11 protein-coding genes are annotated in these 12,634 nt (G+C 73.6%); 5 read left to right on the top strand and 6 right to left on the bottom strand.

The genetic code is table 11. The features are described from left to right. The first annotated feature begins 204 nt into the window (after positions 1–204). Together ACIPXM_RS12275 and ACIPXM_RS12270 are read left to right on the top strand one after the other, a co-directional pair. Positions 205–699 (top strand): DUF3145 domain-containing protein, encoded by a 495-nt coding sequence (locus tag ACIPXM_RS12275; RefSeq protein ID WP_401654715.1) that lies wholly within the window; start codon positions 205–207, stop codon positions 697–699. 81 nt (positions 700–780) lie between these two features. Continuing rightward, positions 781–2,427, top strand: coding sequence for a PQQ-binding-like beta-propeller repeat protein (locus ACIPXM_RS12270; protein WP_401654714.1), 1,647 nt, complete (start codon positions 781–783; stop codon positions 2,425–2,427). 172 nt (positions 2,428–2,599) lie between these two features. On the opposite strand, the gene fabF is transcribed toward ACIPXM_RS12270, so the two are convergent. From fabF to fasR, 5 genes are all read right to left on the bottom strand, one after another. Further along, positions 2,600–3,862 (bottom strand): beta-ketoacyl-ACP synthase II, encoded by a 1,263-nt coding sequence (fabF, locus tag ACIPXM_RS12265; RefSeq protein WP_401654713.1) that lies wholly within the window; start codon positions 3,860–3,862, stop codon positions 2,600–2,602. 79 nt (positions 3,863–3,941) lie between these two features. Further along, positions 3,942–4,190, bottom strand: a complete 249-nt coding sequence (locus ACIPXM_RS12260) for an acyl carrier protein (RefSeq protein ID WP_109001422.1) — start codon at positions 4,188–4,190, stop codon at positions 3,942–3,944. Positions 4,191–4,246: 56 nt separating this feature from the next. Then, positions 4,247–5,278: a ketoacyl-ACP synthase III gene (locus ACIPXM_RS12255; protein WP_401654712.1), complete on the bottom strand. Its 1,032-nt coding sequence runs from the start codon at positions 5,276–5,278 to the stop codon at positions 4,247–4,249. A gap of 18 nt (positions 5,279–5,296) precedes the next feature. Then, the gene (locus ACIPXM_RS12250) at positions 5,297–6,217 is read right to left on the bottom strand and encodes an ACP S-malonyltransferase (RefSeq protein ID WP_401654711.1); all 921 of its coding nucleotides are present in this window, start codon (positions 6,215–6,217) and stop codon (positions 5,297–5,299) included. A gap of 89 nt (positions 6,218–6,306) precedes the next feature. Continuing rightward, positions 6,307–7,488 carry a fatty acid biosynthesis transcriptional regulator FasR gene (fasR, locus tag ACIPXM_RS12245; RefSeq protein WP_401654710.1) on the bottom strand — a complete coding sequence of 394 codons (1,182 nt, stop codon included), beginning with the start codon at positions 7,486–7,488 and terminating at the stop codon, positions 6,307–6,309. A gap of 116 nt (positions 7,489–7,604) precedes the next feature. Between fasR and ACIPXM_RS12240 the strand changes: the two genes are divergently transcribed. Next, positions 7,605–8,270 (top strand): pirin family protein, encoded by a 666-nt coding sequence (locus ACIPXM_RS12240; RefSeq protein WP_401654709.1) that lies wholly within the window; start codon positions 7,605–7,607, stop codon positions 8,268–8,270. 24 nt (positions 8,271–8,294) lie between these two features. On the opposite strand, the gene ACIPXM_RS12235 is transcribed toward ACIPXM_RS12240, so the two are convergent. Continuing rightward, on the bottom strand, positions 8,295–9,515 hold the full coding sequence (locus ACIPXM_RS12235; RefSeq protein WP_401654708.1) for an Ig-like domain-containing protein: 1,221 nt from the start codon (positions 9,513–9,515) through the stop codon (positions 8,295–8,297). 212 nt (positions 9,516–9,727) lie between these two features. Between ACIPXM_RS12235 and ACIPXM_RS12230 the strand changes: the two genes are divergently transcribed. Together ACIPXM_RS12230 and murJ are read left to right on the top strand one after the other, a co-directional pair. Further along, positions 9,728–10,924 carry a lipid II:glycine glycyltransferase FemX gene (locus ACIPXM_RS12230; protein ID WP_401654707.1) on the top strand — a complete coding sequence of 399 codons (1,197 nt, stop codon included), beginning with the start codon at positions 9,728–9,730 and terminating at the stop codon, positions 10,922–10,924. After that, positions 10,921–12,630, top strand: coding sequence for a murein biosynthesis integral membrane protein MurJ (gene murJ, locus ACIPXM_RS12225; protein ID WP_401654706.1), 1,710 nt, complete (start codon positions 10,921–10,923; stop codon positions 12,628–12,630). Before ACIPXM_RS12230 ends, murJ begins: the two co-directional genes overlap by 4 nt. The last annotated feature ends 4 nt before the right edge of the window (positions 12,631–12,634 follow it).

The following is a 12,634-nucleotide window of genomic DNA, read 5'->3' as shown; positions in this document are numbered from 1 at the left end:
ACCGACCGTACGTCACCCCGACACGCGCGAGGCACGGTAGCTTTGCCCCCGTCGAACCAGAGGCGCCCCCGCCCATCGGCCCCGGTAAATTACATCACGTCACATGCTGTCCCCTTTTTGGGGGTTTGCGAAGCGCGAACATCATGATGTTGTTTACTGAGGCCGCTGGGAATAGGCGAACCTCGTCCCACACTGGAGGTCCCGGTGACGACACGTGGAGTCCTGTACGTTCACTCCGCACCGCGCGCGCTCTGCCCGCACGTCGAATGGGCGGTGGCGGGCGTCCTCGGTGCACGGGTCCAGCTCGACTGGATCCGGCAGCCCGCGTCCCCGGGCACCTGGAGAGCCGAGTTCTCCTGGCGGGGCGAGACCGGCACCGCCTCCCAACTCGCCTCCGCGCTGCGCGGCTGGCAGATGCTCCGCTTCGAGGTCACCGCGGAACCCTCCGCCACCGCCGAGGGCGAGCGCTACAGCGCCACCCCCGCGCTCGGCATCTTCCACGCGGTCACCGGCATCCACGGCGACATCCTGATCCCCGAGGACCGGCTGCGCGCCGCCCTGGCCCGCTCCGCACAGGGCGAAACGGTCCTGGAGGCGGAGATCGCCAAACTCCTCGGCAAGCCCTGGGACGACGAACTGGAGCCCTTCCGCTACGCGGGCGAGGGCGCCCCGGTCCGCTGGCTGCACCAGGTGGTCTAGGGGGCGCCCTCCCGATGAGGACCCGCACCCCTTAGATTCGCGCTGGGCCCGCAGGGGGCGGGCCCGGGGCGGGGGTGTGTGATGCGGGGACCCACGGCGGCCGGTTCGGCCGCCGTTTCGCTGTCCGGGGGGCCGGGCGGCGGCCCGACGGTCCTGTGGTGGCTGCTCACCGGGGTGCTGGTGCTCGTGGCCGGAGCGGTGGGGTACGGGCTCGGTCGGCGCGGCGGCCGGGCGGCGGCGCGGCCGGTGGCGGTGCCTCCGGCGGTGGCGCGGGCGGGCGCGGCCCTGGACAAGCGCACGGGCCCGGCGCCGAAGGCGGCCGGCCGCGACCCGGGCCGGGCGCGGGCCTGGGGCCCGGTGGGCCAGGACATGACGGTGCGGGCCGCCGCCCTGGATGTGCCCGACCGGCGACCGGCGAAGGTGTCGGTCGTGGCCCCCGCGCCGCGCCCGGCCGGATCGTCCGGATCGTCCGGGCCCGCCGGATCCCGGCCCGGACGTGGCCGGGGAGCCCTGGTCGTGGTGGTCTGCCTCGCCGTCCTCGGCGCCGGTGTGTGGTGGCTGACCGGCAGCGACGGCGAGGAGGCACGGCCCGGAGCGTCGGCCGCGCCCGGCGCGAGCGCGTCGACGGAGCCGCCGGAGCCCGGGAAGGCGTTGATCGGCTGGCGGGTGCCGTGGCCCGGAGGCCGCGAGGAGGGGCCCGGTGCCTGGGCGCTCCCGGACGGCGTCGTCGACGCCAGGGCCGACGGGCTCACCGCGTACGGCATGAAGGACGGCAAGCCCCGCTGGCGGCTGCCCGCACCCGTCCGCCAGGCCGTCTGCCGGATGAGCCCCGGGGTGTCCCAGCGCGTCGGCCTCGTCGCGTACGGGCGGCACAACAAGCCCTGCGCGACCGTCGCCGCCGTGCACACCGAGACCGGCCGGGAGCTGTGGCGGCGGTCCGTCGGCGGTGACGAGGAGGTGGGCGGCCTGGCGGTCGGCGGCCCGGTCGCGGTCGTCGCCGGGGAGACGGTGGTGCGGGGCCGCTCGGCGGAGAGCGGCGCGGAGCGCTGGGCCCGGCCGAACGGCCGCGGCTGCGCGGTCCGGGCGATCGGCGCTGACCCCGCCCGTACCCTGCTCGTCGAGCAGTGCGAGGCCGGTGGGCGGGTCGTCGCGCTCGACACCGCGACCGGCCGGGAAAGCTGGCGGCGGGCGCTGGACGTGGAGTCCACGCTGGATGCCGCGGTGGTGTCCACGACCCCGGCCGTCGTCGCCGTACGGGAGACGGACACGCGCGGCACCCGGGCGCTGCTCGCCTTCGACGGCGCGGGCCGCCCGCTCGGCTCGGTGCCGCTGTTCGGGCCCGACGGGGAGATCGACCCGGTCGGCGACCCCGTCGTGGTGAGGGGGGACCGGCTGTACGCGATGGTCCGCGACAGCGGGTCGATCTCGTCCGTCGTCGCCGCGTACGCGCTGAAGGACGGCCGCAGACTGTGGCAGCACCGGGAGGTGGACAGGTTCGAGGCGGTCGCCGCCGAGCCCGACGGCACCGTCGGGTTCCTCACCGGTTCCGGTCAGGTCGTCCGGTTCGACGCCGCCACCGGGGCCGTACGCGGCCGGGTGGCCGCCGGCGTCGAGCCGGGCACCTGGCTGGTCTCGATCTCCCCGCTGCTGTTCCCGGTGGCCGGGGGTCACATCGTGGTCAACCGCTACGCGGGCACCAGCGAACCGGCGGTCTTCGCGTTGCGCTGACCTCACCGGGCGCCGCCCCGGACACGCCGAAGGCCCCCGCCGGAACAACCGGCGGGGGCCTTCACGTACGACAGGGGCGGGGGCTCGTGCCCGGCGGACGGAGTCCGCCGCAGCGCCCCGAAGCCCGTGAGGCGCCCCCGGCGCCGAGCGGCGCGAGGGGCGCGTCAGAGGATCAGACCGAACGGAACGCCAGGACCACGTTGTGGCCGCCGAAACCGAACGAGTTGTTGATCGCCGCGATCGTGCCCGCGGGCAGCTCGCGCGGCTCGTCACGGACGATGTCCGCGTCGACCTCGGGGTCCAGGTCGTCGATGTTGATGGTCGGCGGGGCCACCCGGTGGTGCAGCGCCAGGACCGTCGCGACGGTCTCGATGCCGCCCGCGCCACCGAGGAGGTGGCCGGTCATCGACTTGGTCGCGGAGATCGCGACATGGCCGAGGTCGTCCCCGAGCACCTTGCGCAGCGCCTTGATCTCGGCGACGTCGCCCTGCGGCGTCGACGTGGCGTGCGCGTTGAGGTGGACCACCTCGGCGGGCTTCAGGTCCGAGGTGTCGAGCAGGTTCTGCAGCGCCGCCGCGATGCCCCGGCCGGTCGGCTCGGGCTGGGCGATGTGGTGGCTGTCGGCCGACAGGCCCTGGCCGATCGCCTCGCAGTAGATCTTCGCGCCGCGCGCCTTGGCGTGCTCCTCGGACTCCAGGATCACGACACCGGCGCCCTCGCCGAGCACGAAGCCGTCGCGGCCCTTGTCGTACGGGCGCGATGCCTGCTGCGGCTCGTCGTTGTTCTTGGACATCGCCATCATGTTGGCGAACGCCGCCACCGGCAGCGGGTGGATGGCCGCCTCGGTGCCGCCCGCGACGACCACGTCGGCACGGCCGGTACGGATCATCTCGATGGCGTAGCCGATCGCCTCGGCACCCGACGCGCACGCGGAGACCGGGGTGTGCACGCCCGCGCGGGCGTTCACCTCCAGACCGACGTTGGCGGAGGGGCTGTTGGGCATCAGCATCGGCACGGTGTGCGGGGAGACCCGGCGCACGCCGGACTCCTTCAGCACGTCGTACTGGTCGAGCAGGGTGGTGACACCGCCGATGCCGGACGCGATGACGGAACCGAGCCGCTCGGGCGCGATCTTCTCGTCCTCGCCGGCCGGGCCGGTGTAGCCCGCGTCGGCCCACGCCTCGCGGGCCGCGATCAGCGCGAACTGCGCCGAGCGGTCCAGCTTGCGGGCCAGCGGGCGGGGAAGGACCTCGGAGGGGTCGACGGCTGCCGTGGCGGCGATCCGCACGGGCAGCTCGGCGAAGCGCTCGCTCTCCAGGGGCTTGACGCCGGAACGCCCGGCGAGCAGACCTTCCCAGGTGGAAGCGGAGTCGCCACCCAGCGGAGTGGTTGCGCCGATACCGGTGACGACCACGGTGCGATTGGTCGAGTTCACAGGAATTCTTTCTCCATATGTGTGATGGTCGAAAAACGGCGCCACCGCTGGGTGGCGGACCGGAACAGCCGGGACCGAATCAGCCCTGGTTCTTCAGGATGTACGCGGTCGCGTCACCGACGGTCTTGAGGTTCTTGACGTCCTCGTCGGGGATCTTGACGTCGAAGCGCTCTTCGGCGGCGACGACGACCTCGACCATGGACAGCGAGTCGACGTCCAGGTCGTCGGTGAAGGACTTGTCCAGCTGGACGTCCTCGACCGGGATGCCGGCGATCTCGTTCACGATGTCGGCGAGACCGGCGACGATCTCTTCCTGGGTGGCGGCCATGGTGGCGCTCCTTCTGTGTGTGCTGAGGAAATGGGCGTCCGGAAGATCCGGAGTGCCTAGGGGAGGGTAACGACCGTCGCGGCGAAGACGAGACCCGCCCCGAATCCGATGATGAGCGCCGTATCGCCGCTCTTCGCCTGTCCGGTCGCCAGGAGCCGCTCCATCGCGAGCGGGATCGAGGCGGCCGAGGTGTTGCCGGTGGTCTCCACGTCACGGGCGACCGTGACGTGCTCCGGCAGCTTGAGGGTCTTCACCATCGAGTCGATGATCCGCATGTTGGCCTGGTGCGGGATGAAGACGTCCAGGTCGTCCGCCGAGATTCCGGCGGCGTCGAGCGCCTGCTGGGCGACCTTCGCCATCTCGAAGACGGCCCAGCGGAACACCGCCTGGCCCTCCTGCGTGATGGCGGGGAACTTGACCTCGCCGCGCTCGTCGAGCGGCAGCTTGGACACGTCGCCGATGTGGAACTCGTTCCACGGCACGGTCTGCTTGATCGTCTCGGACTTGTCGCCCTCCGAACCCCACACGGTGGGGCCGATGTGCGGCTCGTCCGAGGGGCCGACGACCACGGCGCCGGCGCCGTCGCCGAACAGGAAGGCCGTCGCGCGGTCCTCCAGGTCGGTCAGGTCGCTGAGCCGCTCCACGCCGATCACGAGGACGTACTCGGCGGAACCCTCGACGATCATGCCCTTGGCGAGGGTCAGGCCGTAGCCGAAGCCCGCGCACCCGGCGGAGATGTCGAAGGCGGCGGGCTTGCCCGCGCCGATCTTGTCGGCGATCTCGGTGGCGACCGCGGGGGTCTGCTTGAAGTGCGACACGGTCGAGACGACGACCGCGCCGATCTGGTCCGGGGTGATCCCGGCGTCGGCGATCGCCTTGCCGGAGGCCTCCACGGACATCGCGGTCACGGTCTCCTGGGGGGACGCCCAGTGCCGGGTCGCGATGCCGGAGCGGGACCGGATCCACTCGTCCGAGGAATCGATCCGCTCCAGGATGACCTCGTTGGGGACCACCCGGGTCGGGCGGTAGCCGCCGACGCCGAGGATCCGCGCGTACGGGGCGCCCTTGCTGGGCTTGATCTTGGCCATGCTCTTCGACACTCCTTGTCAGCCGGTGGCCGTGTCGGCGACGAGCGTGCGGGCCGCGTCGAGGTCGTCCGGGGTCTTCAGCGCCACGGTCGGGACGCCGGGCAGGGCGCGCTTGGCGAGACCGGTGAGCGTGCCGCCGGGGCACAGCTCGACGAGTCCGGTGACGCCGAGTTCCTTGAAGGTCTCCATGCACAGGTCCCAGCGGACCGGGTTGGCGACCTGGCCGACGAGGCGGGAGATGACCTCCGCGCCGCCGGTGACGACCTGGCCGTCCCGGTTGGAGACGTACGCGGTCTTCGGGTCGGCCGGGGCCAGGTCCTTGGCGGCGAGTTCGAGGGCCGCCACGGCCGGGGCCATGTGGTGCGTGTGGAACGCGCCCGCCACCTTCAGCGGGACGACCCGGCGGGTGCCCTCGGGCTTGTCCTCGGCGAGCGCGGCCAGCTGCGCCGCGGTGCCCGCGGCGACGATCTGACCGGCGCCGTTGACGTTGGCCGGGGTGAGGCCGAGCTTCTCCAGGTGCGGCAGGACGACGTCGGGCTCGCCGCCGAGGAGCGCGGCCATGCCGGTCTCGGTGACGGCGGCGGCGTCGGCCATCGCCAGGCCGCGGGCCCGGACGAGCCGGAGCGCGGCGGTGTCGTCGAGGACGCCCGCGAAGGCGGCCGCGGTGATCTCACCGACGCTGTGACCGGCGACGGCGCCGGGGACGGCGTCGAGACCGAGTGCGTGGAACGACAGCAGACCGGCCGCGACGAGCAGCGGCTGGGCGACCGCGGTGTCACGGATCTCGTCCGCGTCGGCGTTCGTGCCGTAGTGGACCAGGTCGAGATCGATCGCCGAGGACCACTCCCGCAGGCGGTCTTCCGCGCCGGGGAGGTCGAGCCAGGGAGTCAGGAAGCCGGGCGTCTGAGCGCCTTGGCCGGGAGCGACGAGTACGAGCACCCTCACACTCTCTCTTGTGGACGGTCCGGGACGCCCGTGGGGACAGGGACGAAGAACCGTCGGGGGAATTGTTGGTGTCCGACAAAAGTCTAGGACTGGGTGTCCGCGTCGGCCAAGCGCCCGAGAATGAGCGCGATCCGCAGGGTGAAGGCCGAACGGACATCGGAGGGCGACCAGCCGGTGACGTCGGTCACACGTCGGAGCCGGTAGCGCACGGTGTTCGGGTGCACGAACAGCATCCGTGCGGCGCCTTCCAGGCTGCTGGCCTGCTCCAGATAGACACTCAGGGTTTCGAGCAGCGCCGAGCCCGCTTCTTCCAGCGGTCTGTAGATCTCCTCCACCAGCTGCTCGCGTGCCGAAGGGTCGGACGCGATGGCGCGCTCCGGCAGGAGATCGTCCGCGAGCACCGGCCGGGGGGCGTCCTGCCAGGCCGTGCACGCCTTGAGCCCGGCCGCCGCGGCCTGCGCGGACCGGGTCGCCGCGAGCAGGTCGGGGACCACGGGACCGGCCACCACCGGGCCCGCCGCGTACGGCCCGATCAGTGCCTTCGCGACCGCGAGGGGGTTGTCGTTGCCGCCCGCGATGACCACCAGGCGGTCGCCGAGGACGCCGGTGAGGACCTGGAGCTTGGCGTGCCGGGCGGCCCGCCGGATCGCCTCCACGGTCAGCTCGCTGTCGCCGTCCGGGGCGGTGCCGAGCACCACGCACACGTTCTCCGGCGAGTTCCAGCCGAGGGCCGCCGCCCGGGACACCGCGCCCTCGTCGGCCTCGCCCGAGAGCACCGCGTTGACCACGAGCGATTCGAGCCGGGCGTCCCAGGCGCCGCGGGCCTCGGCGGCCTGCGCGTACACCTGGGCGGTCGCGAAGGCGATCTCCCGGGCGTAGACGAGCAGCGCCTCGCGCAGCACGCTCTCGTCGCCGGGCGCGGCGACCTCCTCGATCGCCGTCTCCATGACCTCGATGGTGGTGCGCACCATCTCGACGGTCTGGCGCAGGGTGATCGCCCGGGTCAGCTCGCGCGGCGCGGTGCCGAAGACGTCGGTGGAGATCGCCTGCGGGGTCTCCGGATGCCGGAACCACTCGGTGAACGCGGCGATGCCGGCCTGCGCGACCAGGCCGATCCACGACCGGTTCTCGGGCGGCATCGCCCGGTACCACGGCAGCGTCTCGTCCATGCGGGCAATGGCGTTCGCGGCGAGCCGCCCGGAGGACTGCTCCAGGCGCTTCAGGGTCGCGGCATGCGGGTGAGCGGCGTTCACGGGTTCAGGCACGGGGACAAGACTGCCTTATCGGGACGCCCGCGTGTCGGGCCGGGGCGTGGCACGCGGGCGTCGGACCGTGCCGACGGGCTTGTACGGGCCGGGCCCCGCGCCGCTACCGTGATCCCGTGATACGCATCCAGCGCGGCGCGGAGCGGTACCCCGGCGGTGACCCGGAGGCCGGGATCGACACCCGGCACGCCTTCTCCTTCGGGCGCTTCTACGACCCCGACAACCTGCGCTTCGGCGCGCTGCTCGCCTGCAACGAGGAGCGGCTCGCGCCGGGCGCGGGCTTCGACGAGCATCCGCACAGCCACACCGAGATCGTCACCTGGGTCGTCGAGGGCGAGCTGACCCACCGCGATTCCACCGGGCACGCGACCGTGGTGCGCGCGGGCGATCTGCAGCGGCTCAGCTCGGCGGCGGGCGTCCGGCACGTGGAGCGCAACGACGGGCCGGAGCCGCTGGTCTTCGTGCAGATGTGGCTGGCGCCGCTGGAGCCGGGCGGCGAGCCGCGCTACGAGGTGGTGCCCGGTATCGCCGACGCCACCCCGTACGCGCTGCCCGAGTCCGGTGCGCTGCTGCACGTGCGGCGGCTCGCGCTCGGCGAGCGGGCCGCGGTGCCGGACGCCGAGCTGCTGTACGCGCACGTCGTGCGGGGCACCGTGCGGCTGGCGGGCGAGGAGCTGGCGGCGGGCGACGCGGCCCGGGTGACCGGCGGGACGGATCTGGCGCTGCTCGCGACCGGCGAGGACACCGAGGTCCTGCTGTGGGAGATGACGGCGGCGCGCTGACGCCGTCACGGCCCCCACGACGGCTCAGGCAAGGGCGCTCTTCTTCTTCCACTCGGTCCAGGACACGTTCCAGTCGCCGTAGCCGTTGCCCTCGGCGACGACGCCCTTGGTGTCCGCGCCCTTGATCTCGAACGGGTCGCCGGGCCGCAGCGCGTCGAACAGGGCGGCGGCCTCGGCCTTGCTCATGCCGATGCAGCCGGAGCTCTTGTTGGCCTTGCCGAACCAGGCCGCGTTCCACGGGGCCGCGTGCGCGTACATCCCGGACCAGGTCAGCCGCATCGAGGAGTCGACCATCTTGTTGTAGGCGTCGCCGAGGCCGACCGTCTCGGAGTTCATCCGGATCGTGCCCTCCTTGGCCATCAGGACCGCCGTCCCGCGCCAGGAGCGCTTGTCACCACCGGGGGTGCCGCCCGAGACCGGGATGGTCGTGACGACCCGGCCGTTGCGGACCACCTCGAGTCTTTTGCGGTCGAGGTCGACCTTCACCACCCGGGAGTCGGAGTCGACGGTGAAGCCGGTCCGGTAGTCGCGGACGAACCAGCCGCCGCGGGCGCCCGAGTCGGTGCCGTCGAGGGTGGCGTCCAGGGTCACCTTGGTGCCCGGCTTCCAGTAGTCCTTGGGCCGCCAGTCCGCCCGGTCCCGGCCCGAGTAGTCGGTGACCCAGCCCCACGCGCCCTCGGTGCCGTTGGAGGTGGTCACCTTCAACTGCCGTTCCACGTCGGCCTTGTTGGTCACGGGCCGGTCGAAGACGATGGACAGCGGCTGGGCCACCCCGACCGTGGTGTTCTTGCCGGGCGCCAGCGTCAGCTTGTTGACCAGCTCCGCCGCCGGGACGCTGACCGAGGACCGGGCGGTGCTCTCGGTGCCGCCGGTGCCGCGCGAGGTGACCTCGACGGTGTACGAGGAGCCGGGCCCGGCCTTGCGCTCGGAGGTCCAGGCGGCGCCGTCCGCGCCGGTACGGCCCACGAGTTCGACACCGTCCGCGTCGACGACCTTCACCCGGGCGAGGGTGCCGCCGGTCGCCGTCACGGTGACCGGCAGGCCCGCCTTCGGCGGTGCCACGGTGACCTGGGCGGCCGGGCCCCGGGCGGACTTGCCGTCCCCGGCGGCGGCCCCCGCGGACTGCCCCGAGGCGGCCGGGCCGCCCGCCGTCGCCGCCGAACAGGCCGTCAGGGACAGGGCGGTGAGCGCGATCAGCGGGATCAGCGGGCTGTGGACCGGTATGCGTATGCGGGTGCGCGGCACGGCACGGACCTCCTCGTGAGGAGTGGAAAGGGCGGGATGCGACGGACTCTAGGACGCTCCGGGGGCCCCGTGGGCGGCCCCGGGGCCGTATGACGGGCGCTGCAGAGAAACGGTCATCGTCCGGTCACATTCCTCGCGCGGACCGGTCAATACCGGCTGTGAGCCTGCTGTGCGCCCCACCACCGAAGGGGCGGAACAAGGAGGCTCCCGTTGTGTCAGCGCTGCTCGTGACGCCCGTACCCGCGCCCGCATCCGCGCCCACCGCCCCGGCGCCCTGGTTCGGACCGGTCACCCCGGAGGCGTACCGCGCCTTCCTCGCCGCCCGCTCCACCGGACCCGGCGGTCCGAGCTTCCTGCAACTGCCCGCCTGGGCCCAGGTGAAGGACGGCTGGAGCCACCAGCTCCTCGGCTGGGGGCAGCACTCGTGGCGCCCCGACGGGGTCGCCCTGGTGCTGCTCCGGGCCTTCCCCGGCACCCGCAAGTACTTCGCGTACCTGCCCGAGGGGCCGGTCGCCGACTGGTCGGACCCCGACATCGACTCCTGGCTGACCCCGCTGCTGGCCCATCTGCGGGCCGCGGGGGTGTTCGCCGTACGGATCGGGCCCTCGCCCGACTACCGGCGCTGGACCGCCGCCCACCTCAAGGCGCACACCGGGCCGGGGCGCCGCCTCGGTGACGTGCTCGCCAGCGAGGTCGACCCGCTCGGCTCCGCCGTCGCCGAACGGCTGCGGGCCCGCGGCTGGCGCCGCTGCGGCGACGACAAGGGCGCCGACGGGGCCGACGCGCAGCCCCGCCACGTCTACCAGGTGCCGCTCGCCGGGCGCGGTGCCGACGACCTGTGGAGCGGCCTCAACCAGGAATGGCGCCGCAACATCCGCAAGGCCCGCAAGTCGGGCGTCGAGGTGGTCGTGGGCTCCGCCGCCGACCTGCCCGAGTTCTACCGGCTGCTGCGGATCACCGAGGAGCGCGACGGCTTCCGGCTCGGCCGCTCGCTGGCGTACTACGAGCGCCAGTACGCGGTGCTCAACGCCGAGCACCCGGGCCGGATGCGGCTCTACCTGGCCCGCCACGAGGGCGAGGTGCTCGCCGCCCACACCATGATCACCGTCGGCCGCCGGGTCTGGTACCAGACCGGCGCCTCCGCCGACCACCGCCGCGAGGTGCGCCCCTCCAACGCGCTGCAGTGGCGGATGATGCTCGACGCCCACGCGCTCGGCGCGGCCGTCTACGACCTGCGCGGGGTACCCTCCACCCTCGACCCGGGCGACCGCGCCCACGGCCTGCTGCGCTGGAAGCTCGGCACCGGCGGACAGGTCGTCGAGACCCTGGGGGAGTGGGAGATTCCGTTGCCCGGCACCACCAACCACACGCTGTACCGCGCCTTCCAGGCGTACCTGGCCCGCCGATGACGGCGACGACGACCGCCACCGGACCCGGCACGGCGGCGAAGGCCGCGCCCTCGGTGGCCCGCAGCGGCGCCCTGATGGCCGCCGGGTCGCTGGTCTCCCGCGCCACCGGCTTCGTCCGGTCCGCGGTCGTCGCCGCCGCGATCGGCACCGGATTCGTTGCCGACGGCTACGCGGTCGGCAACTCCGTCCCCACCATCGTCTACACCCTGCTGCTCGGCGGCGCCCTCAACGCGGTCTTCGTGCCCGAGCTCGTCAAGGCGGCCAAGGAGCACGCGGACGGCGGCGTCGCCTACACCGACCGGCTGCTCACCGTCTGCGCGCTCGCCCTCACCGTGATCACCGGCTGCGCGGTGCTCGCCGCGCCCGTCATCGTCGACGGCTACACCGACTACACCGGCGACCAGCGGGACATGACCGTCGCCTTCGCCAGGACCTGCCTGCCGCAGATCCTGTTCCTCGGCCTGTTCACGCTGCTCGGCCAGGTGCTCAACGCACGCGGCCGGTTCGGCGCGATGATGTGGACGCCGGTCCTCAACAACCTCGTCGTCATCGCGGTGTTCGCGCTGTTCCTCGCCGTCTCCGACGGCGGCACCCTGACCGCGGGCGAGACCGCCCTGCTCGGCTGGGGCACCACCGCGGGCATCGCCCTGCAGGCCCTCGCCCTGCTGCCGTCGCTGCGCGCCGCCGGGTTCCGCTGGCGACCCCGGCTCGACTGGCGGGGCAGCGGACTCGCCGCCCCGCTGCGCGCCGCGGGCTGGCTGGTCCTCCTGGTGCTCACCAACCAGGCCGCCTACTGGGTGACCACCAAGGTCGCCACGGCGGCCGGTCAGCGCGCCGACGGCGCCGGACTCAGCGCGTACAACAACGCCTATCTGCTGTGGGCCGTCCCGCACGGCATCATCACCGTCGCCCTGGTCACCGCCCTCATGCCGCGGATGAGCGGCGCCGCCGCCGACGGCGACCTGGCGGCGGTGCGCCGGGACGTCGCCCAAGCCCAGCGCACCAGCGCCGCCGCCGTGATCCCCGCCGCCTGCGCGCTGTTCGCGCTCGCCGTCCCGCTGATGGCGACCGTCTTCCAGTACGGCAGGACCGACGCGGCCGCGGTGCGCTCCATGGCCTGGATCCTGATGGCGCTCGCGCCCGGACTGATCGCGCTCAGCGGCCAGTACGTGTGCACCCGCGCCTTCTACGCGCTGCGCGACACCCGCATCCCGTTCCTGCTCAACCTGGTGATCGCCGGGACGAACGCGGGCCTCGCGCTGCTCGCCCCCGCCGTGCTGCCGGACCGCTGGACGGTCGCGGGCATGGCCGCCGGGTACTCGCTCGCGCTGTGGGCGGGCTGGGGGCTCACCGCGTACGTGCTGCACCGCAGGCTGCGCGGTACGGGGCGGGCGGCGGGCACGACCGGCACCGGGGCCGGGACCGACACGGCAACCGACACGGCGACCGGCATCACGACCGGTACGACCGGGGCCGGGGCCGCGCTGCTGCGGATGCTCGTCGCCGCCGTCCCCGCCGCCGGACTCGGCCTGTTCACCGCCGACCGCACCGCGCCCGCCGGGGCCGTGCCCGCCGGGCTCGCCGGAGCCGCCACCATCCTCGCCGTCTTCCTGCTGCTCGCCCGGCCGCTCCGCCTCACCGAGGTGCGCGCCCTCACCGGGAACGTCTCGGGGCGCCTCGCGCGTCTCGCCCGACGAAGCCGCTGACCCG

Source organism: Streptomyces sp. NPDC090025 (assembly GCF_044748125.1).
In the GTDB taxonomy this organism is placed as follows: domain Bacteria; phylum Actinomycetota; class Actinomycetes; order Streptomycetales; family Streptomycetaceae; genus Streptomyces.
This window is presented reverse-complemented; position numbering and strand designations above follow the sequence as displayed.